The 19552-nt window shown below is 59.4% G+C and carries 27 protein-coding genes and 1 tRNA gene; 21 read left to right on the plus strand and 7 right to left on the minus strand.

Annotated features, from left to right (window positions below):
- Positions 1–91: 91 nt before the first annotated feature.
- Positions 92–1864 carry a site-specific integrase gene (locus BM118_RS03510; protein ID WP_092182252.1) on the plus strand — a complete coding sequence of 591 codons (1773 nt, stop codon included), beginning with the start codon at positions 92–94 and terminating at the stop codon, positions 1862–1864.
- Here the strand turns inward: BM118_RS03510 and BM118_RS03515 are convergent.
- The 3 genes from BM118_RS03515 to BM118_RS03525 all read right to left on the minus strand — a co-directional run bounded on the left by BM118_RS03515 (position 1848) and on the right by BM118_RS03525 (position 3833).
- On the minus strand, positions 1848–2654 hold the full coding sequence (locus tag BM118_RS03515; protein ID WP_143099413.1) for a hypothetical protein: 807 nt from the start codon (positions 2652–2654) through the stop codon (positions 1848–1850). The genes BM118_RS03510 and BM118_RS03515 overlap by 17 nt on opposite strands.
- A gap of 17 nt (positions 2655–2671) precedes the next feature.
- Complete coding sequence (locus tag BM118_RS03520) at positions 2672–3427, minus strand: hypothetical protein (protein ID WP_092182256.1); 756 nt, start codon at positions 3425–3427, stop codon at positions 2672–2674.
- 118 nt (positions 3428–3545) lie between these two features.
- On the minus strand, positions 3546–3833 hold the full coding sequence (locus BM118_RS03525) for a hypothetical protein (RefSeq protein WP_092182258.1): 288 nt from the start codon (positions 3831–3833) through the stop codon (positions 3546–3548).
- 494 nt (positions 3834–4327) lie between these two features.
- Here BM118_RS03525 and BM118_RS03530 point away from each other — a divergent pair, with 494 nt between their 5' ends.
- From BM118_RS03530 to BM118_RS03590, 13 genes are read left to right on the plus strand one after another with little or no spacing between them, the layout of a single operon-like run.
- Complete coding sequence (locus BM118_RS03530; RefSeq protein ID WP_244550043.1) at positions 4328–5467, plus strand: phage portal protein; 1140 nt, start codon at positions 4328–4330, stop codon at positions 5465–5467.
- On the plus strand, positions 5464–6147 hold the full coding sequence (locus BM118_RS03535; protein WP_143099414.1) for a tail assembly protein: 684 nt from the start codon (positions 5464–5466) through the stop codon (positions 6145–6147). Before BM118_RS03530 ends, BM118_RS03535 begins: the two co-directional genes overlap by 4 nt.
- Positions 6144–6461, plus strand: coding sequence for a gene transfer agent family protein (locus BM118_RS03540; RefSeq protein WP_092182264.1), 318 nt, complete (start codon positions 6144–6146; stop codon positions 6459–6461). The genes BM118_RS03535 and BM118_RS03540 overlap by 4 nt, the downstream gene beginning before the upstream one ends.
- Positions 6462–6704, plus strand: coding sequence for a hypothetical protein (locus BM118_RS03545; protein ID WP_092182266.1), 243 nt, complete (start codon positions 6462–6464; stop codon positions 6702–6704).
- Positions 6705–7196, plus strand: a complete 492-nt coding sequence (locus tag BM118_RS03550; RefSeq protein WP_092182268.1) for an HK97 family phage prohead protease — start codon at positions 6705–6707, stop codon at positions 7194–7196. It abuts the gene before it with no gap.
- 22 nt (positions 7197–7218) lie between these two features.
- Positions 7219–8379 (plus strand): phage major capsid protein, encoded by a 1161-nt coding sequence (locus tag BM118_RS03555; RefSeq protein ID WP_092182270.1) that lies wholly within the window; start codon positions 7219–7221, stop codon positions 8377–8379.
- Entirely contained in the window at positions 8379–8939 is a 561-nt protein-coding gene (locus tag BM118_RS03560; protein WP_143099415.1) for a phage tail assembly chaperone, read from the plus strand. Before BM118_RS03555 ends, BM118_RS03560 begins: the two co-directional genes overlap by 1 nt.
- A complete protein-coding gene (locus BM118_RS03565; RefSeq protein ID WP_092182274.1) occupies positions 8939–9280 on the plus strand; it encodes an HNH endonuclease in 342 nt (113 codons plus the stop codon). Before BM118_RS03560 ends, BM118_RS03565 begins: the two co-directional genes overlap by 1 nt.
- On the plus strand, positions 9277–9576 hold the full coding sequence (locus BM118_RS03570) for a hypothetical protein (RefSeq protein ID WP_092182276.1): 300 nt from the start codon (positions 9277–9279) through the stop codon (positions 9574–9576). Before BM118_RS03565 ends, BM118_RS03570 begins: the two co-directional genes overlap by 4 nt.
- Complete coding sequence (locus BM118_RS03575) at positions 9558–9902, plus strand: hypothetical protein (protein WP_092182278.1); 345 nt, start codon at positions 9558–9560, stop codon at positions 9900–9902. The genes BM118_RS03570 and BM118_RS03575 overlap by 19 nt, the downstream gene beginning before the upstream one ends.
- 17 nt (positions 9903–9919) lie before the next feature.
- Positions 9920–10210 (plus strand): head-tail connector protein, encoded by a 291-nt coding sequence (locus tag BM118_RS03580; protein ID WP_092182280.1) that lies wholly within the window; start codon positions 9920–9922, stop codon positions 10208–10210.
- Positions 10210–10626 (plus strand): DUF3168 domain-containing protein, encoded by a 417-nt coding sequence (locus tag BM118_RS03585; RefSeq protein WP_092182282.1) that lies wholly within the window; start codon positions 10210–10212, stop codon positions 10624–10626. Before BM118_RS03580 ends, BM118_RS03585 begins: the two co-directional genes overlap by 1 nt.
- The gene (locus BM118_RS03590; protein ID WP_092182284.1) at positions 10626–10946 is read left to right on the plus strand and encodes a phage head closure protein; all 321 of its coding nucleotides are present in this window, start codon (positions 10626–10628) and stop codon (positions 10944–10946) included. Before BM118_RS03585 ends, BM118_RS03590 begins: the two co-directional genes overlap by 1 nt.
- Positions 10947–10948: 2 nt before the next feature.
- Here BM118_RS03590 and BM118_RS03595 read toward each other — a convergent pair whose 3' ends face one another.
- Positions 10949–11707: a hypothetical protein gene (locus BM118_RS03595; RefSeq protein WP_143099416.1), complete on the minus strand. Its 759-nt coding sequence runs from the start codon at positions 11705–11707 to the stop codon at positions 10949–10951.
- Between the two features lie 47 nt (positions 11708–11754).
- Between BM118_RS03595 and BM118_RS03600 the strand changes: the two genes are divergently transcribed.
- The 7 genes from BM118_RS03600 (at position 11755) to BM118_RS03630 (ending at position 18436) form a co-directional block, all read left to right on the plus strand.
- Positions 11755–12228 (plus strand): HNH endonuclease, encoded by a 474-nt coding sequence (locus BM118_RS03600; protein ID WP_092182288.1) that lies wholly within the window; start codon positions 11755–11757, stop codon positions 12226–12228.
- Positions 12228–12605, plus strand: coding sequence for a phage terminase small subunit P27 family (locus BM118_RS03605; protein WP_092182290.1), 378 nt, complete (start codon positions 12228–12230; stop codon positions 12603–12605). Before BM118_RS03600 ends, BM118_RS03605 begins: the two co-directional genes overlap by 1 nt.
- Positions 12580–14211 carry a terminase large subunit gene (locus tag BM118_RS03610; RefSeq protein WP_092182291.1) on the plus strand — a complete coding sequence of 544 codons (1632 nt, stop codon included), beginning with the start codon at positions 12580–12582 and terminating at the stop codon, positions 14209–14211. Before BM118_RS03605 ends, BM118_RS03610 begins: the two co-directional genes overlap by 26 nt.
- A complete protein-coding gene (locus BM118_RS03615; RefSeq protein WP_092182292.1) occupies positions 14208–14609 on the plus strand; it encodes an HK97-gp10 family putative phage morphogenesis protein in 402 nt (133 codons plus the stop codon). Before BM118_RS03610 ends, BM118_RS03615 begins: the two co-directional genes overlap by 4 nt.
- Entirely contained in the window at positions 14599–14901 is a 303-nt protein-coding gene (locus BM118_RS03620) for a GTA-gp10 family protein (protein WP_092182294.1), read from the plus strand. Before BM118_RS03615 ends, BM118_RS03620 begins: the two co-directional genes overlap by 11 nt.
- The gene (locus BM118_RS03625; protein ID WP_092182296.1) at positions 14901–17096 is read left to right on the plus strand and encodes a phage tail tape measure protein; all 2196 of its coding nucleotides are present in this window, start codon (positions 14901–14903) and stop codon (positions 17094–17096) included. Before BM118_RS03620 ends, BM118_RS03625 begins: the two co-directional genes overlap by 1 nt.
- A 434-nt stretch (positions 17097–17530) precedes the next feature.
- Complete coding sequence (locus tag BM118_RS03630) at positions 17531–18436, plus strand: hypothetical protein (RefSeq protein WP_092182298.1); 906 nt, start codon at positions 17531–17533, stop codon at positions 18434–18436.
- Here the strand turns inward: BM118_RS03630 and BM118_RS39930 are convergent.
- The 3 genes from BM118_RS39930 to BM118_RS03640 form a co-directional block, all read right to left on the minus strand.
- Positions 18385–18687, minus strand: coding sequence for a hypothetical protein (locus BM118_RS39930; RefSeq protein ID WP_143099417.1), 303 nt, complete (start codon positions 18685–18687; stop codon positions 18385–18387). The two genes, BM118_RS03630 and BM118_RS39930, sit on opposite strands and share 52 nt — an antisense overlap.
- Positions 18688–18789: 102 nt before the next feature.
- Positions 18790–18866 (minus strand) — tRNA-Pro (locus BM118_RS03635).
- A gap of 95 nt (positions 18867–18961) precedes the next feature.
- The gene (locus BM118_RS03640) at positions 18962–19447 is read right to left on the minus strand and encodes a DUF192 domain-containing protein (RefSeq protein ID WP_092182300.1); all 486 of its coding nucleotides are present in this window, start codon (positions 19445–19447) and stop codon (positions 18962–18964) included.
- Between the last annotated feature and the right edge of the window lie 105 nt (positions 19448–19552).

Here is a 19552-nt window from a genome sequence, read left to right on the forward strand (position 1 = left end):
CCCAACAAAATCAATAAACGATTGAATCACAAAGGCTTATTGGCTACTGATAGCCCCATCAACTGTTACGACTTCGTATTACGAGGGGCTAATGGGACTGGCTTCAAACATCCAACGGCGGGGCGGCTCCGCCGTTTATTACGTTCGGCTCGCAGTCCCCAAAAAGCTTCAGTCCATCGTCGGCAAGAAAGAGATTTGGAAGAGCACCGGGGTTCGGGAACCGAAGGCGGCACGCATCGCCGCACTGCCCATTCTGGCGAAGTACAGAGCGCAGTTTGAAGAGCTGGCCCAGCGGCAAGAGCCGACGCCCGGGGACCTACAGGCGGCCGTCTGGCGCCACTATGAAGCCGCCCTGGAATACGACCGCCGCGAGCGTGCGGCCATGCCGACATCGGCCCAGGTTGAGACAGCCAAGAATCAGTTGATGGCCGACATTACCGCTGGGGCGGTGCCTTGGTCCGACGATCCGGCGGTTCAGCTCGGCGCGGCCGTGGACCTGATGGTGATGAAGGATGCACCCGCCTATGCGCAGAAGCGGCGGGCGATCAAGCTGGCCCAGGTCCGCAAGCATCTCGCCACGGGCGAGACCGGCGCGATCGAATGGGCGGCGGACGCGGTGATTGAGCAGGAACGGCTGCTCATTGAAAAGGGCTCCCCGGCTTACCGCGATCTCTGCCAGAAGCTACAGCGGGCGGAAATTCAGGCGCTGGAACGTTCAGCGGAGCGCGACCAGGGCAACTGGTCCGGCACCCCTACTGATTCGGCGGTGGCACCAGCAGACCCCACGGCGGGCCGTAAGAAGGCGGCGCCCGGCGAAAGCCTTTGGGAACTCTATGACCGGTTCGAAAGCGAAAAGAAGGCCTCCGTCAGCCTCGACACCTGGACGCAAAACCGCGTGATCGTCGGGCTGTTCTTTGAGTTCATCGGCGAGACCTCGCACGTCACAGCCATCACCCGGAAGGCCGTCCGCGACTGGAAACACGCCCTCTCCTCATGGCCTGTGAAGGCCCTCAAGATCAAAGAATTCGAGGGCATGACTTTCCGGAAGATCATTGAGGCAAACAAGACGATCGGCAAACCGACGATCAGCGAGAACACCACCAACCGCTATCTGTCCGCCATCGCGGGCTTTTGCGAGTGGCTGCTCAACAATGAGTTCATAGAGCAGGACGTGATCCGGGGCATGTTCCTCGCGATCGACAAGAAAAAGCAGAAGGTGTTCCCCTATTCGGACGAACAGTTGCGGACCATCTTCACTTCGCCGCTGCTCACGCGCTGCGCTGGCGACGATCAGGAGCACAAGCCCGGCGACGTTGAGATCAGAGATTGGCGTTATTGGTTGCCGCTGATCGCGATCTATACTGGCGCCCGGTTGGGCGAGCTGGCGCAGTTGATGACGGCGGACGTTCGCCAGCTCCATGGCGTCTGGATTTTCCACGTCACCCGCGAAGGCTCGCGGCTTAAGTCGACCAAGACAGACGGCAGTCAGCGCGTGGTGCCGGTCCATAGCGAGCTGATCAAGCTGGGCTTCCTCGACTATCATGCGGCCATGGCCGCGCGCGGCGAGGCCCAACTATTCCCTGAGTTGAAGCCGGACACCCGGGGATTCTTCTCGCGGACGCCCTCACGGTTCTTTGCGGGCTACTTCAAGCGGATTGGCGTCAAGACGGACAAGCGGCACAATTTCCACAGCTTCCGGCATGGCGTCGCGGACGCTTTCCGGGCCGCTGGATACCTAGACGAACAGCATGGCGTGTTGCTCGGTCATGCCAAGGCGACGACGACCGGTCGCTACGGCATCATGCCGGAGGGGCCGCTTCAGGATCGGGTAAAGATGATTGAGGCGATCAGTTACGGGGTCTAGATCGCTCAGATTCGGTGCCTTGTACCTTGTCAAGCTCCTCCTGGATAACCGTCCGCCAGACCAGCTGCGTCTGAACCAGCAAACGACCGATGATGTACTGCGCGGCTTTAGCTGCATCATCGGCATTCGTTACCCACCGCTTCCGGGCTTCAGCAAACGCTAAACGCTGCAACACCCTCCATGGCGCCTCCTCAGTTTCCTCCCCCTTCCCCATCAAGAGGAGTTCGAGCATTCCGATGCGCTTGATCTCTCTGGGAACGTTCGACTGCTGATGTACGTGAATGCCTCTCGCTGCCACCATCTTCCCGAAAAATCCCTGATGCAGCTTGGTGATCATTCTACCGATAGGCGATAAGTCCACATGAAGCGAACGCACCTTTGCACAATCGATCAGCGCGTTCAGGAAGACCTTGAGACGCTCCTCTAAAATGTACGTTTCGTGCACGATCAGGTAGTAGCAATTTTCCAAATGCTGCGAACGAGAAATCTTCCCTCCCCACGGGTAGAGCTTCACCATCGTTGCCATAGCATTGAAACGGTTTGGCACCTGCATTAGTTCTAGAAGGCCATGAAGCAACCTGACGACAGATTGGTCAACCGGTGACAAGGGTACCGGGAGCGGATCATCACCAAGGAGATCGGCCATCAAACTGTCATTTGCCGCCTTCATGCGCCCGGGCTCGCCATCGATGCGGGCGGAAACAAGCTTAACAACTAGATTAAGTGCCTCCATGTATTCGGGCGGCAGAGGCCCATCGATCGCTCTACGTTCTGATTTCTTGTGAACCAAGAGTGTCCTCGCACAATTCAGGTGCAAGATTTTGACTCAAACACGGTGCGCACGTCGTCTTTACTTCTGAACTCCGTTTGATGCAGCGTGAAGTTATAGAGCAGGAAGCCAGAAGAGTTGGTCCGAAGGATTATCCGGTCAATACATGTGCCACTTGCCAGCATCAGAGATTGCTGATTACGCGGCTCCGAGATTTCGCTAGCGGCCCAAAAGCTTCCCGACGAGTAGGAAAAGTTCGCGGCCGCTATCACGGTCCAAATAGCAAAAGCCTTAAAAGTGGTTGTGCCTTCCTGAAATCCCGTCCAAAGGCTGAGCAAAAAGACACCCTGAATAATAGCTGTCGGCAACAATGCCAGCGTGAAGCTATAATTCTCGATCATGGATCCCAGCACGTAAGGGATGAATAGGAGAGCGATCACCGCCAGAATGTTGTAGGGCACCTCTAAAGTGTTAAGAGCGTTCCAATTCTTGAGAGCCCAACGCTCAAGATTGCCAGCAGCGTCCCCGGGCAGGATGGAGAGATAGAACGACAGGATTACGTAGAAACCAATAGCGACGGTCAGATACTGGAGAATTGCAATATTTGATCCGATCAGATCGGCAAACGAAAAAAGTTGTAAAAACTGCCCTTTCAGGCGGGCGAAGTAGCCGGCATTGAAAGAAGCAATGCACAAGACATACAACGCTGACAATGCGGCGATGACCTCACCAAATGCAAATTTGGGCGCGTCTTGACTGTAGATAATCTCGTCGTCGTCATATGCTTTGGGCATTGAAATTGTCTGCGGATTCAATTGCTGGCTTCTGCCGAATCGTATTCAACCTCACCGAGCGCAAGCTTTCAATAAGGAGGCGCGATTTCCTGCGCCTTCTTCACAAATTGGTTCGTGCTCAGCAAACCGCTGAGCCCTCGACCGCCGCCAACAGTGCCGCACCATAGATTTCCTTCGGCCAATAGTCGCCATGCTCACCGAGGCAGTGCTTGACCTGATCACCGGTCATCCGCCCGGTGCACGGGCACGGCTCTAGGCGGGCAAGCCGTTCCGCCAGTCCGGGACGGTCATTGAGCAGCGGCCCCATAGCGATTTTGATCAGCTCAACGTCATCCTGCCCGGCAACCTTGGTCACGCGCTCGACAATGATCGCGTAAAGGGAATTCGGCAGATAGTCCTCAGTCATGTCAGCCCCATGTTGATGATGCAACGGAACCGAGATGAATCGATTTGCGGACCGCTGACAAGCGCCCGACTTCGTTAAAGACGAAGATGTAAGCTGGTGCTGATATCGACCGCGCGTCATATCGGGAGGTTAGGTGCCGAAAATATTTCTGATGTAAGTCAGCCCTTATACCCACCTGTAAATTTCCCGGCTGACCGGGGCCTGATTAACACTCCTCCGGAGCCTTGGCGTTGCGTCTACAATAATACAAATGCGACAAATCCGAATTTTCGCTTGCGCAATTCGAAAGCGTGTGAGATCATAATTGCGTCGGTGATCGCACGCGAGCAACGTGATCCCGACTTCAGAGCACACAAAGGGGAACTACACCACGCATCCGCAATCCAGCGGACGCGCAACCCCTTTTGGTTATGTCTCTTACGTCGCGCCTCAAACAACTAATCGGCCTTGAAACCAAGTCGGGCATTTCCTCGCCTGAGCCTTGGCTTGTCGAGATGTTCGGCGCGAGCCCCACCCTTTCGGGCGTGTCCGTCACGCCCTATTCGGCCATGTCGTGCGCCCCCGTCGCATGTGCCGTGCGGTCGATCAGCGAAGCAGCCGGTTCGCTGCCCCTCCACATTTACGAGCGGCTTCCGGACGGCGGCAAAGAGAAAGCGCCTGAGCACCCGCTCTACAGCCTCTTGCATGACGCGCCGAACAGCTTTAGCGCCGCTGCGCTATTCCGTACCCAGTTAATGGCCGACGCGCTGTTGCAGCCCCATGGCGGCTTTGCGCTGATCAACCGCGTCGACGGCGGCAAACCCGCTGAGCTGATCCGCCTTGATCCCCGAACCAATCCGGTTGCTGTAGACGATTCCGACATTGAGCCGACTTACAAGCTTGATGGCCGCGAGATCGACGGCGCGGACCTGATCCATCTCCCGACCCCGGCTTACGATCCACGCAAGGGCTTGGTTGGCGAAGGCCGCGAGGCCATCGCTCTCGCCCTGGTCCTGGAACGTCACGCCGCGCGGCTGTTCGGCAAGGGCGCCCGCCCCAGCGGTGTTCTCACATCAAAGGGCAATGCCACGGCGGAAGCAATCGCGAAGGTTGCCACGGCTTGGAATGCTGCCCACGGCGGCAATAAGTCCGGCGGGACCGCAATTCTGCCCGCCGATTTCAATTGGCAGTCCCTGACACTCAACAGCGTCGATGCGCAGTTTCTGGAGATGCGCACATATGCAGTTGCGGAGATCGCGCGGCTCTGGCGCGTCCCGTTGCACATGCTGATGCAAGTCGATCGTGCTCAGCCCCGGTCGATTGAAGCCATCGGCCAAGAGTTCCTATCGCAAGCTCTGCTGCCCCGGCTCAAGTCTTTCGAGCAAGAGCTTGAGTTGAAGCTTCTGACCCCGGAAGAGCGGAAGCAATATTGCATCGAATTCAACGTTGATGGCTTCGCCCGCGCCGATCTTCTCGCGCGTGCCCAAGCGCTCAGCGCCACCGTCTCCGCTCGCATTCTGAACCCGAACGAAGCGCGGCAACTCGGCTTTGGCTACCCGGCCTATGAGGGCGGCGACGTCTTTGAAAATCCCAATACCAGCTCGGCGCATCAGGGCGGCAAGCTCAACGGCAACGTTCAGGCGGAGGCCGCATGAGAACTGTATTTTTGCACGGCGCCCTTGGTGACGAATTCGGTGAGAGCTTCCGTTTCGAGATCGACACGGCGGCTGAAGCCGTCCGCGCCTTCAATTGTGCATTCCCGGGCAAATTTCTGAAAGCGCTTGAAGGCGGCTCCTACCGGGTTGTGCGCGGCGATCTTGACCGAGGCATGGAGCTAGACCTTGAGCTACTGACCAGCCTCCGGCTCGGCGCTGCAAATCTGCACTTCATCCCTGTTGCCTCCGGCGCCCAGACCCAGACTGCCAAGGGTACCACAAAGCTCATTCTCGGCACCGCGCTCGTCGGCGTCGCGGTATTTGCATCGGGTGGCACACTCGCAACACCTCTTGCCTCGACTGGCCTCCTCAGCGGCATGACGTGGGGCAACATCGCCCTGGTTGGCGTGGGCCTCGCCCTCTCCGGCGCCTCCACGCTGCTTACCAAGACCTCCGAACAAACCGGCGGCTCCAATGACGTTTCGGTTTCCGGTGCTGCCCAGGGCGAGGCGGGCCAGCAAGGCAGCGCCATTCCGCTGATCTATGGGGAAGTGCTGACACCTGGGATCACCATCTCCGTTGCCTCTCAGATCGAAGACATCAGCGTTTACGCCAATTCGGCCGGATCGATCGAAGAGGCTTTCGGCGAAAACCCTGCATATTGGGGCAACGAAGCATGACGTACATCGCATTTTTTGCCGATGGCGAACACACATTCCGCCTCACCAAGCGCGAGATCGAAGAGCTTCAAGTCAAGTGCGGCTCCGGTATCGGCGCCATCGCCAATCGTCTGTTCGCGCGCAACTTCGCCCAGGCCGACATCAACGAAACCATCCGCCTCGCTCTCGTCGGCGGCGGCATGAGCGCTAAGCGCGCCCATGAATTGGTCGTGGCCTACGTCGAAGGCCGGCCCCTCATCGAATCATACGAACTCGCCGCGAAGGTCCTTGAGCGGACGCTGTGCGGCAATCCCCACGAGAAAGGAAACGACTAAGTGAGCTTCGCTACCGGCACACCCATCAGCGACACCAACCCGCTGCCCATCAAAGGCTTCGGCAATTTGCTCGATAGCACGGGCGCGGTGATCAATCCGAGCAACTATCCGCAAAACCTGACCTACAACGCTGACGGCACGCTCGCGACCGTCTGGTTTACGGACGGCATCAACACCTGGACCCAGACCAACACCTGGACCGATGCCAACCTGACCAAAGTCAGCAATTGGGTCCGCTCCTAAATGGATCGCCTTGAGATCAAAGCAAGGCTGAGCGTGAGCGATGAAGGAGAGATCACCGGCATCGCTTGGCCGTTCAATGCGGGGCCGGACAGCTACGGCGACCTTATTCAAAAAGGCGCCTTCAACATCGCTGTCAGCGACATGCCGATCCTTTTCAACCACGACCCCAGCGACCTCATTGGCACCTGGACGGAAGTGAAAGAAACCGATGAAGGCTTGATCGTGAAGGGCAAGCTCCACATGGACCGCCCGCGCGCCCGCTCTGTGCTCGCTATGATCAAAGGCGAGATCGCCAAGGGTCTCAGCATTGGCTTCCGCACTAAGGCCGCAGTCAAACAAGGCTCACGGCGCCTCATCACGGCGCTTGACGTGTTCGAAACGTCGATTGTGCGCAACCCCGCCCATCCGCGTGCCCGGGTCACCGGCACGAAATCCGACGACGCGGCGCGTGCCGTGGCCGACCTCATCCGGCATTTCCGGCAATGCCTATAGTCCAAGGAGCTTTGACTACCCAATGAAGACTGCGAACGCACTGGAATTCAAGGACACCGGCGATGCCGACGATCCGATTGCTGAAGTCGCAAAGGAACTGGCGGCTTTGAAGTCAGACCTCAACACGAAGATGGCCGCCAACGACAACACCAAGCTCACCGAGCGCCTGGATCGTATCGAGGCCAAGATGAATCGGCCCAACGGTCGGGCCGCTAACGACAATGAGCCGGGTATCGAAACCAAGGCGCTGAACAAGTATCTGCGCGGTGGTGTCGGCGCCCTCGACGACCTTGAGCGCAAGACGCTCAATCTTGGCACCACCACGGCGGGCGGTTACGTCGTCAGTCCGGAATACGGCAAGAGCGTGCTGGAAAAAGTGCGCCAGTATTCGCCGCTTCGCGGTCTCGCCAGCGCCATGACCATCGGCACCACCGAGGTCTATATCCCGACGCTGGAAACCGACGCGGACGGCGAAGGCTGGGTTACGGAAACCGGCAACCGCACCGCGACTGAGCCGGTATTCGGCCAGCTCAACATCAAGACGTTCGAAAATGCCCGCTATATCCCGATCAGCCAGCAATTGCTGGAAGACGCGGATATCGACCTGCTTTCGTTCGTCGCGGGCCATATTGCCAAGATCACCGGCAAGGTGGAAGCCAAGGCCTTCATGATCGGTGACGGCAACGGCAAGCCGACCGGCCTGCTCAATACGCCCGCGAACTATGCATTCGTCAACGCTGCGGCCGATGGCTCCGACATCGTCACGGCGCTGATTGACGCATTCTACAAGTTGCCCGGCGCCTATGCGGCCAACGGCTCTTGGATGATGCGCCGGGAGACCATGGGCCTCATTCGTAAGATGGCGGATATCGTCATTGGCACCAAAGGGCCGATCTGGTCCGACGGCCTCGCCAACGGCACGCCCCCGACCCTCTTGGGGCGCCCGGTCTATGAGTCGATCGACATGAGCCTTTTGCCAGCGACCACCGGCACGACTTATCCAGTGGTTTTTGGCGACATGGCCTCCGCTTACCAGATTGTTGACCGCGTGGGCCTCGCTGTTCGCACCGATGACCTGACCGGCGCCGATAACGGTATCGTCAAGGTTCGCTGGCGTCGTCGCGTCGGCGGCAAGCCGTTGCTGAGCGAGGCCGCAATCGTCATCAGGTCGACCAAGCCCTAATGGTTATGCCGCTCGCATATGACGAATTGGTCCTCACGTTGTCTCCAAGCGTGACACTGGCCTTGCGCCCGTCTTTGCGGGCGGCATTCCGTCTTAATGAGAAATATGACGGCTTTCAGCCTCTCTATCTGGCAATCCGCGAAGGCAATCTAACCGCTATCAATGACCTGATCGACGCAGCGCAAGCCGGTCACCGATACCGCGAGCCGTCGATTGCGGAATTGCTGGCGCCGGAAGTGATCGACCATTTGCTTGCATTCATCCCCGTGCTGTGCGGCGCCAACGACAAGGGCGACGACGAACCGCAAACCAGCGAGCCTATCTCGTTTGAAGAATCTTTCACCCAGCTCTACCAGATCGGCACCGGCTGGCTCGGATGGACCCCCGAAGCGACCTGGAACGCGACACCGGCAGAGATCATCAACGCCAAGGAAGGCCGCGTTCAGATGCTTGCCGCCATCTTCGGCAAGCGCGACGACACCGAGACAATCGACGCAACCAAAGGCATGCCCGCTGATCTCCGGAAAGAGATCAACGCAATCGGTAGGGGCCAACGCTAATGCCCTTCAAACCCCGTCGCGTCTGTAGCTGCGGCAAGCTCGTTTGGGCAGGCGAGCTGTGCCCCTGTCAGGTCAAACGCAAGGCTGAAGCCGATCGCCTCCGGCCCACCGCACACCAGCGCGGCTACGACTCCAAGTGGCGCCGCGAGAGCAAGGAATTCCTTGCGCTACCTCAGAACCGCTTCTGTGCATGCGGCTGCGGTCGCATCGCGGATTGCGTCGACCACAAGGTTCCCTATCGCGGCGACATGAAGCTGTTCTGGGACCGCTCCAACTGGCAGCCGCTCGCCAGCTCCCCTTGCCACGCGAGCCGCAAGCAATCGAGGGAGCGCCAGCAATGAGCGAAAAGCAATTGTGGTGTGCCGTGATCCAGCAAGCGGTCATTGACGCAACAGAGCCGCTCTCGACCAAGTTCAAGTGGCGCCGGATTGAACAACTGAACGCCCGCGATTGGCTGACCAAGCCCAACAAGGATTTCACCGTCGTCTGCAATCTCGCAGGCCTAGAGCCCATGCGTTTGCGGTCCTACGCGGCCGATCTTGTCGCTAAGGCCGCTCAGCACGATCAACCCCTTACCACCGACGCACCTCGCCGCCGCAGAACTAGCAGGAACACCGAATGTCAGTCCGCCGCCTAACACATGATGGTCATACCCTCACCATCCGTGAGTGGTCCAACCGCACCGGCATTCCGGTGCAGGCAATCTATCGCCGCCTCAACATCGGTTGGTCTGTCGAGCAGACCCTGACCATGCCTGCACGCAAGCGCACCAAGCCAACGCGCGGCGCTATACTAGAGAGTGAGTTCTACAAGCTCGTCTGTTCGATCGATGGCGCATTGCGTGTCTTCCGCAAGCGAATCGGCAGCTACGTGTTCGAAGAGACAGACACCCCGGGGGTGGTCGAAATGTTCGCAGAAAGTCGCCGCGACCGGTGCCCCCGGGTCGCACAAGAGAGCGTCTAATTGGAGTTTTTCTGACCATGCCCGGTATCACCTTGGAGCAAGCCAAGGCCCACCTGAACGTCACGATCGACGCCGACGACGCCTTGCTTACTGACAAGCTGGCGGCAGCAAAGGCGTGGGTTGGCGCCTATACAGCCTCGAATGTGGACACGGACGGCACCCCGGCCCCGGTGAACGAAGCGGTGCTGCAATTGGCGGCGCATCTCTACCAGAACCGGGAAGCCTCGCTTGTGGGTGTCACCGCCCAGGAATTGCCGTTCGGTTTCATCGATCTTTTGGCCCCTTACCGCGCGTTTTGCTTCGGATAATGACCGCTTCTGATCCCTCATATGACCTGCAAAAGGCCATCCGGGCGCGCCTGATCGCGTCCGAAGAGCTTGCGGCCCTTGTTGATCCCGACGCGATCATTGACGCCAATGGACGCCCTGAACGCAGGCCGTGCGTCCAGATCGGCGAGGGTCAAACCATCTTCCGGCGTTGGGACTCGACTACCCACGCGACGTTGCACGTTTGGTTTCAGGAACCGGGTCTGGTCCGGTGCAAGCAAGCCGTTGGCGCGATCGTTGAGGCCTTGCGCGTTGACGCCCAGGTTAGCGGCGTCTTGGCCCTGGATAACTTCACCTGTCACGACCTGATGGTGACGCAGACCCGGTTCATGCGCGACCCGCACGGCTCCTATAGCCATGGCGTGGTCACCGTCGCAGGCATCATGAAAGCAAACTGATGCGCGCCGGTAACCTCGATCGCCTCATCGTCATTGAGCGCGCAGTCACCGCGATCAGCCGCATAGACGGCACGCCAATCCGGGACTGGAGGACGGTCGCGACCATGCGCGCCCAGCTCTTGAAGAATGCCAGCGACACGCAGGAAGGCCAACGCGGCGAGACCACCAACGCAGCGTTGACCTTCCGGACGCGCTTTCTGGACGGCGTCACACTGGAGAACCGCGTTACCTATCAGGGCCAGCAATTCGAGATCATCGGTATGAGTGAGATCGGGCGTCGCCGCGGCCTCGACCTCATCTGTCGGAGGGTTGGACCGTGAGTTTAAAACAGCCTCTGTTCAACTTCGGCAATGGCCCTGCCGATTTTTTGCGATTCGAGTTGTCCCAACTGGAACAACTGATTACCGAACTCGTGAATCTCTTTATTCAGCGTTTTCCAGTGCTCGATTTCTTTCTTCAAGAGAATGTGCGCCATTCTTTGATTCCCCTCCGCCGTCGTCAACATCTCCAATCCATGCGCGGCAGCTATCAAAGCCACATCGATGAACCTCCTGCGCAATCCCTGGGTGTTTGTATTGCCCCACACCTCGCCCCTCTGTTTTTGAATTTCCACCACCGAGTCTTGCAATCTTTCAACTGCGACTCGGAGTGCAGCAACGGGTGCGCTGACAGCGGACGTGACATAAGTAATTTGCTGAGTTCCTTGAAACGGCTCCAGAGCATTACTCAAAACTTGGCAATTAGCAGCAACCCTCTGAATAAGAATTTCTTCGTTGTTCAGGCTTGTTGCCCTGCCGCTGAGGCGTTCGAACAAATTGTAGTCGTTTTGTTTGACGAGTTGATCAAGCTGCGCCTTGACGGGCGCGAGCGTCCGGTAAGCGGCAAAGAGGGCCATTCCGGCAGCCACCAGCGTTGCAATGGCTCCTATCATCGCTCCTACAAATCCCAACCAGTCGGAACGATTTCCATCGCGTGTGAAACTGATAAGCCCGACCACCCAGAGGGGAAGAGTAAAGAACGAAAGGGATATGCCTGCGCATACTCCAAGAAGAATGGCATGCCAGTGAGAAAATTTGTTCATGCTGACAAAATGCCGAGCGTTTGGCGCGGTGTCGAGAGGGTTGCGGCGTGACCCACCAAAAACCACAGCTTGCCGCAGATCGGCTTCGCGAAATCCTGACCTACGACCCCGCAAGCGGCGTCTTTATCCGGGACGGTAAAGCTGTCGGCTGGGCGCGGCCGTCCGATCGCTTGGTTTATATCACGGTAGATTACCGCTCCTACCTCGCGAGCCGCTTGGCCTGGCTGTACATGACCGACGAGTGGCCGCCCCGCAGCGTGAGCTATCGGGACAAGGACCCGGCGAATCTTCGCTGGGGAAACCTCCGATTGGCCTCGCCTAAGCAGACAGCATACGGCCGCACGGCCCGAAACAAGCTGGGCATCAAAGGCATTCGCGAAACCCCGAACGGTAATTTCCGCGCATCCATTCATGTGAATGATCGCACCCTAAACCTGGGAACGTTCACGACCAAAGAGGCGGCGGCGGAAGCCTATGCCACGGCGGCGCGCGAGCACTTTGGCGAGTTTGCGAGGCCCTGATGCGCGGACGGAAGCCCGAACTCAGCGCCGATGCCGCTGCACTGGACGCCACGACCAAACCGCCGTCCTGGCTGGGTAAGGCAGCAAAGGCCGAATGGCGCCGCGTCATGCCGGAGCTTGCCAAACGGCGCATCCTGACAACGGCCGATCTCGGCAGCCTCGAAAGCTATTGCATCGCGATCGGCCGCATCCGCGAGCTTGAGAAGCTGTTGCGCGCCGGTATCGATCCAAAGCTCTTCCGCATGCAGGACAAGGCCATGGTGACGGCGCGCCAGCTCGCGGCCGAGCTCGGCTTGACCCCCGTTTCCCGATCGCGACCGGCAGTCCGCGACAATGACGAACAGGACGATGATGAAAACCCTTTCAACATCGTCTGATACCTATCCGCATTGGATTTACGACAACTCGCCCATTCCGGACCCGTTGGGGTATGGCGAGCGCGCGGTCCGCTGGCTCAGGTCTTTGAAGCACCCGAAATCCACCCTGCCCCGCAAGCAATTCCAGCTTGATCCGTGGCAAGAGCGCATTGTTCGCGCTATCTATGGGCCACGCGACGGCAGCGGTAACCGGATCGTATCGACGGTTGTGATCCTGGTCCCGCGTGGCAACCGCAAAACGAGCCTATCCGCTGCCCTGGCCCTGCTTCACACCATCGGCCCTGAACGGGTTTCCGGTGGCGAAGTGATCTTTGCTGCCAGCGACCGCAGCCAAGCCGGTATCGCGTTCAAAGAGGCTCGCGGCATCGTTCAGGCGGACGCCAAGCACCTTGTCCCGGTGACGAAGGTCTATGACGCCTTTAACAGCGCCAAAAAGATCGCCTATCCGCGTGACGGGACTGAGGTTGAAGTCATTTCAGCCGATGCACCCAGCAAGGAAGGCCGCACCCCCGCATTCGTCTTGGCCGACGAAATCCATGTGTGGCGCGGCGATGGCCTTTGGAAGGTGCTGACCAACGGCCTCGACAAGACCGACAATAGCTTGCTTGTCGTCGCCACGACCGCCGGGCGCGGGCAGGATAGCATCGCCTGGGAAGTAATCGAGCGCGCCCGCAAGATCGCGCGTGGAGAGATCGACGACCCGACTTGCCTCCCGGTCCTATTCGAAGCGCCAACGGATTGTGACTACACCGACGAAGAGCTTTGGAAGCGGATCAACCCCGGCAGTGCCCACGGTTATCCGTCCATCAAAGGCTATCGGCAGCACGTCATGCGGGCGAAAGACAGTCCAATCGAACGCGACAGCTTGCGCCAATACAAGCTCAACGTCTGGCTAGATCATTCGACCTCGCCCTTCGTGGACATGGCGACATATGACCGGGGCGCGGAGCCGATCGACTATGAGGCCTTGCGCGGCGCACCGTGCTGGATTGGCGTTGATATGTCCAAGACCACGGATCTTTCGTCGGTCGTCGCTTGTTTCCGTGACGGTGACACCTACACGGTGTTGCCGCACTTCTTTTGCCCGGAAGAGGACATTCGCAGGCGCGGTGACCTCGACGGGGTGAATTATGTGTCCTGGGCCAAGGAAGGCTTTATCACGCCCACCCCCGGCAACGTGATCGATAACTCTGCCGTGGCGGACTACATCCGTTCGCTCGCGGAGCGATTTCAGGTCCAAGAGATCGGGTTTGACGTGGCCTATGCCCAAGCGGTCATGGCGCCGCTGGTAGAGGAAGGCTTTCCGGTCGTTACCATCCGGCAAGGCTGGGTCACTCAATCGCCCGCGCTGAACACCCTTGAGGCGGCGATCATCGGCGGCAACTTCCGCCACGGCGGGCATCCGGTGTTGCGCTGGAACTTCGCTAATGTCGCCATCCATAAGGACGCGAACGACAACCGGATTATCCAAAAATCCAAATCAACCGATCGGATCGACGGTGCGGCAGCAACATGGATGGCCGTGTCGCGTGCCGCTGCGGGCGAGAGTGGCCGTTCCTTCCTCGATAACCCGGCGATCACCGCCGACATGTTGGTGCTGGAATGAGCGACGATCTTGAAGCTTTTCTGGAAGCCCTACCGGACAAGCTCACTGAGCAGCTATCGGCCGTTGTCCGCGAACAGGCAGAACGGCTTTCCCAGGCCCAGCGCGAGGCGTTGCAATCCCTTGAGCAATCACCCGACGAAACGGGCCACCTTGAGGAGTCGTGCGTTGTGGCGCCCGGCTCCAATGACCTTGAGTTCATCGTTCAGGCAGGAGGCCCGCTCACGACCAAGGAAGTCCGCGAAGGCAGCGGCGAACCCTATGACTACGCGGAAGGGTTCGAATTCGGCACAAGCCGACAGCCCGCACGGCCGTTCTTTTTCAACACCTACAACGCTATGCGCGACGACATGCAAAAGGCGATCGAAGACGCCGTTAATGAGGTTCTGAATGACTACTGAATCCTGGGCTAGTGCCCATACGTTTGACCTGAACGACGCGTGGGTTCGGCGCGTGATCTCGTGGCGCGGCATCAACGGATATTCGCCAGCCGTCGTGCTCACGCGCTTTCTAGATAACAGCTACAGCCCGGACGATGTTGAGCGCGTGATTGAATTGGGGCTGATCGGCGGCGGCATGGCGGAGCGCGACGTTGAAGCGCTGCTCAGCGAGCATGTTCGCGGAAAGCCGCTCAATCCAAACCTCATCATTGCGACCAGAATCCTAGCCGCGCTCTTTGCGGGAGCCGCCTAATGCATATTCCTGTCTCGCTCGACCTCGAACAGCTAAGGGAACAGCTACGGCAAACGTCGTCGCTGACCAGCACCGCGACGCGCAACATCGCAAAGCAGTTTCTAGACATGAACAGCGCGATCACCGACACGGTTGTCGGCGGCGCCGCGCGCATGGCCCTAGGTGTTGCTGGCAAGGCCGCGCTTGTCGTCGGATCCTTCAAGCTCATGTCAGCGGCGATCGAAGGCGCGCGCGGCCAGCTTAAAACCATGGTCGATCTCGCGGACAAGTCTCAGAATGTTGGCGTCGCGCCCGCCTTCTTTCAGGGCTTCACCTCGGAGGCCAATAAGCTCAAGGTTTCGGCCAGCGATCTGGAAACGGCCCTTGAGCACGCCTTCAACGCCACTAATGAAAAGTCGCCGATCGACATCGGGGAATGGGACTTCGCTGGTCAGAAGATCACCGACGTTGAAAAGGAGCTTCAGGTTCTGAATGCGACGATGGAGAAGGGCCAACGCCTAGAAGGGTTGGTCCTGTTCCGGGACGCAAAGACCCAGGAAGATCGAATTCAGGCTGTTCTTAAGGCCATGATCCAGTTGCAGAGCATCGGCCAGCAAGCCGCCGCCTATGACCTGGGCGAGAAGATGTTCGGCAGCCAGCTCATTGACCGCATGCGGCAAGGCAAAACCTCCGCCGACAGCATGCTCGCGACGATCAAAGAGGCCGCTGCGAATTCGGACGGCATTTTCAGCAACGTCTTAGTTCAGCGCGCGGAAGAGATGGATCAGCAACTCCAGTTGGCCCATCAGCGCCTTTCGACCGCGTTGAAGCCGTCGTGGGACGATCTCGCGTCGGTGCTCCTCACGATCAAGGGCTATTGGGCCGAAACGGTCGATCTCATCGCCAAGGCCGTCGAATGGTCGAATAAGCTTGGTCTCACGTCCGAGACGGCGCGCAAGCGGAATGAACTTGCTGCGATCAATGACGCCATCAAGAACGGCACCGCGCTTGGCGGCCTGCCCCAGGTTACGAACATCCCGGGCATGGCGTCGATCTATGACGCGCTTGGAGCTGAGAAGCCCCAGGACGCCTTGCGGCGGCGCCGCGACCAGCTACAGGCAGAGATCGACGCTTCGGAGCGGGGCGTTCCGGAAGGACCAGAGGCTCCGACATCGCGCGGCACCGGCCCGGCGCCGACCAAGATCAGCGCCGGCAGCAACGTGGACAAGCTCGGCACAGCCGCCGACAACATAGAGAAGCGCACCGCCGCGCTGAATGCTGAGGCCCGGAGCCTCGACCTGAGCACCGCCGCCCGCGAGAAAAACAAGATTGCGGCTCAGCTACAGGAAGTCGCGATGCAGGCCAATGCGGCGGCGGGCAAGGGCGAAGGCGTCGTTACTGACGAACAGCGCAGGCGCATTGGGGAAGTGACTGAGGCCTATGGCAAGGCAACTCAGGCCATGGAAAAGGCGAGCGTGGCCTTGTCAGTCAGGCGGGGCAGTCAAACCGCCCTACTCGCCCCCCAAGACGTTCAGATTGCTGAACAGCTTAGGGGCCTCTATCCGGACGTTGCCACCGCCCTCAACAGCGTTGAAGCGCAAGCGATGCGCACCAATGAGGCCATGCGGTCGATCGGCAACACCATGTCGAGCAGCCTCACCAGCGGCCTTGCCGACATTCTGGACGGCACCAAGAGCGTAAGCGACGGCTTCGCCAGCATGGCGAAAAGCATCGTCCGGGCGATCGAAGAGGCCGCAATCAAGATGCTCATCGTGCAGCCGCTGATGCGGGGCCTGTCCGGTGGCCTGGGCTTCGCTGATGGCGGCATCATTCCGAAGTTCGCCGACGGCGGCGAGATTACCGGACCGGGCGGGCCGCGTGACGATGGCGTTTTGGCGCGGGTGTCACCGGGCGAGTTCATCGTCAACGCGGCCTCGACGGCCAAGCACCGGGCACTTTTGGAGCAGATCAACCGGGCGCCCCGGTTCGCGGATGGCGGCATGGTAGGCGGCGGCACGGCGCCCATGTTCGGCGGGCAAGGCGGCAACTTCATCATGGGTGACATTCACGTCAACGGCGGGGTCTCCAACGGATCACCGGCCGATAATCGCGCCCTCGCCCAGCAAATCGCCCAGCAAGTTCAGATCGCCGCAAAACAGATGATTGGCGGGGAACTCCGAACACAGATGCGCCCGGGCGGCATGCTGAAGCGCTAATTGGCGTGCACTCAAAGAGACGGCCCGGTCGGATGATCAGTCCGCCGGGCCAGTGCTCACCACTACGGGTATGCGCTTAGTTAGCTAGCATCAGCGCTGCCGTTAGGATCGCGATCATGTCGACTTCCACGTCGATCTTGAATTTGATCATTTTGCACGTCCTCGTTGCTTTCCCAGGGGCGACCGACCGACGACGAACGGTAAGAGCCAGTTCCTGTAGCAATTCGGCCACGCGTGGCCGTTGCGAACGTAACCGTATAGGCCAGTTTTCTTTAAGTTGCGCCGCGAAAAATGTTCACGTTCGAGGGAGGCGGCTCTCCCTTGTAGGGCGCGAAAAGTCAGACCCCTTCACCGGACGCTATACTCTCAATTGAACACAAAATAAGAGCCCCAGGGACCCGCATCCCTGAGGCTCAACAGAAGGAGTTTCCGACGTGTCGGCGTCAGAAGCACAAGACGAGTATAGCAAGAATTTGGACGCTTGGCTGGCGGATCAGCCAGCTTTCGATCCAGAACGTGAGATCGCAGAGATCATCGAACTACTGCCCGGCGAGGAATGCGCCGTTGCAGCGGTGTCCGATAAGGTCACGGCTGGCGAGTCGGATAAGGTGGTCACCGCCGTAGCCCTAAGTGGTCCGATAAGGTCACGCGAGGCCGGGAAATGCGCGTCGCATAAGGTCACGGGCCGGAAACGCCGCTCGGACAAAAAAGACAAAGAACTGCTTGATCGGATTCGCAGATTCAAGCTGCCTTCGGCGGATGCCGCAGAGGCTTCCTTTAGTAGCGAACACTCCCCACCCGCTCTATGCGTCTGGGACCACGCCTCAGACCGCCTCAAGCTAGCTTGCTCAACCATTGCTCTACAGGTCTGGTCTCAACCCACGTCGTGGACCTTCAACCTCACTCCGGAAGCGGAAGCCAAAGCCCTCGCCCATCCCAAGGGCTTCACCAAGTCTCTCGCTCTTGCCTTCAATCGCAAGCTCAAGGATCGCCTGGGTCGCGTCCCGTTCTATTGGTTCTCCGTGCACGTCACCAAGGACGGACGGGCGCATCTGCATGGTGCAATTGAAGGTTTGGATGACCTCCCCGGGTTGGCGGAGATTATGCGCGCCGCCTGGGGCCGCTGGGAAGGCCGTGGCGCCGCCTATCAAGTCGACCTCAATCCCCAGCGTTGTGACGATGGCTGGGCCGATTACGCCTATGAGGGCCGCTCCCGGGCGCGGACCAAGATCGGCGACGACCACACCTTTTACATCCCGGACGAAGTGCGGCGCCGGGCTGAATTTATCTATGGCGAGCTACGGGCGATGATGATGCCTACGACGACGCCAAGCGCCTGAAGTCCCGCTGCGGCGGCAGCCGCATAGGCCGCGTAAGCACTCCACCGGGACTGTGCTTGGGCCGTGCCGGTTACGTCAAACAGGCGACCATTTTTGCTGATGACCATGTTCGTTGCTTTGGGCTGCGTCTGACCGTCTGCCCAGACCTCCACCCAGGCAGACTTGATCCACAGAACAGCGGCCGCGAGCGCGGCCAGCGCCGTCAGAATATCGATCCCGGTTTTCAATTCTTGCCACGCGTGGGGGCTCACGAACTACCCCTAAAAGATGTCTCAATCGACTGTTACGACTCGCAGCATTTTTGCTTCCGTGGCGCGCGGTAACATATTGATTTAGATTGATAATCGTTGAAATGGTCGGGGCAGCTGGATTCGAACCAACGACCTGCAGTACCCAAAACTGCCGCGCTACCAGGCTGCGCTATACCCCGAATGTCCGGCGAGCCCTGTCGATACACGCTTCCCAAAGCGCCAGCAAGCTTCCTAAAGTTGCCAGCAAGGCTGGCAAGCCCCCCGACGGATGGCTCTATTTGCTGCCGAATAGCGGGTGGCCGACGCGGTCGCCGGGGCGGATGCCGTATTTCTGCGCCGTTCCCGCCACCACCTCCAGAACGGCCCGCGCGGGGCCCTGGGACGAGATGATCTTGGTCGACAGCGGCTCGGTATTCTCGGCAATGCGCAGGATGCGGCCGTCGGCGCGGATGAAGATCATGTCGAGCGAGACATAGGTGTGCTTCATCCACATCGACACTTCCTGCTCGGGATTGAAGTCGAACAGCATGCCTTTGCCGTCGGCGAGCTCCTTGCGGTACATCAGGCCGGTCTGCTTCTCCTGCTCGGTCGTTGCCACTTCGACCGAGAACACCTGCACGCCGCTTTTGGTGACGATCTCGAGCGGCTGGAAGCTCGCGGCGCGGACGGGTCCGCCCGCCACGACAACGCCGGCGACGACCAGGATGGCGGCAAGCCAGCCGCTCGCGACGGACCAGACAGCCTTACGATCAAACTTCATGGGATGGCACTCAGGGCGTGGGAACGGAACAGTCCTACGCGGCGACCGCCCGAAAAGCCAGAGGCGCGCCGGTCAGCCGGCGCGCCTCTGCTCACGATTGCGGGA

Origin of the sequence: Bradyrhizobium sp. cf659, from assembly GCF_900113725.1 — a bacterium.
Lineage (GTDB): Bacteria > Pseudomonadota > Alphaproteobacteria > Rhizobiales > Xanthobacteraceae > Bradyrhizobium.

Coding starts and splice junctions, on each gene's coding strand:
- BM118_RS03510 (WP_092182252.1), top strand. CDS start 92: ATGGGACTGGCTTCAAACATCCAACGGCGGGGCGGCTCCGCCGTTTAT.
- BM118_RS03520 (WP_092182256.1), bottom strand. CDS start 3,427: ATGCCCAAAGCATATGACGACGACGAGATTATCTACAGTCAAGACGCG.
- BM118_RS03525 (WP_092182258.1), bottom strand. CDS start 3,833: ATGACTGAGGACTATCTGCCGAATTCCCTTTACGCGATCATTGTCGAG.
- BM118_RS03530 (WP_244550043.1), top strand. CDS start 4,328: ATGTTCGGCGCGAGCCCCACCCTTTCGGGCGTGTCCGTCACGCCCTAT.
- BM118_RS03535 (WP_143099414.1), top strand. CDS start 5,464: ATGAGAACTGTATTTTTGCACGGCGCCCTTGGTGACGAATTCGGTGAG.
- BM118_RS03540 (WP_092182264.1), top strand. CDS start 6,144: ATGACGTACATCGCATTTTTTGCCGATGGCGAACACACATTCCGCCTC.
- BM118_RS03550 (WP_092182268.1), top strand. CDS start 6,705: ATGGATCGCCTTGAGATCAAAGCAAGGCTGAGCGTGAGCGATGAAGGA.
- BM118_RS03555 (WP_092182270.1), top strand. CDS start 7,219: ATGAAGACTGCGAACGCACTGGAATTCAAGGACACCGGCGATGCCGAC.
- BM118_RS03560 (WP_143099415.1), top strand. CDS start 8,379: ATGGTTATGCCGCTCGCATATGACGAATTGGTCCTCACGTTGTCTCCA.
- BM118_RS03565 (WP_092182274.1), top strand. CDS start 8,939: ATGCCCTTCAAACCCCGTCGCGTCTGTAGCTGCGGCAAGCTCGTTTGG.
- BM118_RS03570 (WP_092182276.1), top strand. CDS start 9,277: ATGAGCGAAAAGCAATTGTGGTGTGCCGTGATCCAGCAAGCGGTCATT.
- BM118_RS03575 (WP_092182278.1), top strand. CDS start 9,558: ATGTCAGTCCGCCGCCTAACACATGATGGTCATACCCTCACCATCCGT.
- BM118_RS03580 (WP_092182280.1), top strand. CDS start 9,920: ATGCCCGGTATCACCTTGGAGCAAGCCAAGGCCCACCTGAACGTCACG.
- BM118_RS03585 (WP_092182282.1), top strand. CDS start 10,210: ATGACCGCTTCTGATCCCTCATATGACCTGCAAAAGGCCATCCGGGCG.
- BM118_RS03590 (WP_092182284.1), top strand. CDS start 10,626: ATGCGCGCCGGTAACCTCGATCGCCTCATCGTCATTGAGCGCGCAGTC.
- BM118_RS03595 (WP_143099416.1), bottom strand. CDS start 11,707: ATGAACAAATTTTCTCACTGGCATGCCATTCTTCTTGGAGTATGCGCA.
- BM118_RS03605 (WP_092182290.1), top strand. CDS start 12,228: ATGCGCGGACGGAAGCCCGAACTCAGCGCCGATGCCGCTGCACTGGAC.
- BM118_RS03610 (WP_092182291.1), top strand. CDS start 12,580: ATGAAAACCCTTTCAACATCGTCTGATACCTATCCGCATTGGATTTAC.
- BM118_RS03615 (WP_092182292.1), top strand. CDS start 14,208: ATGAGCGACGATCTTGAAGCTTTTCTGGAAGCCCTACCGGACAAGCTC.
- BM118_RS03620 (WP_092182294.1), top strand. CDS start 14,599: ATGACTACTGAATCCTGGGCTAGTGCCCATACGTTTGACCTGAACGAC.
- BM118_RS03625 (WP_092182296.1), top strand. CDS start 14,901: ATGCATATTCCTGTCTCGCTCGACCTCGAACAGCTAAGGGAACAGCTA.
- BM118_RS03640 (WP_092182300.1), bottom strand. CDS start 19,447: ATGAAGTTTGATCGTAAGGCTGTCTGGTCCGTCGCGAGCGGCTGGCTT.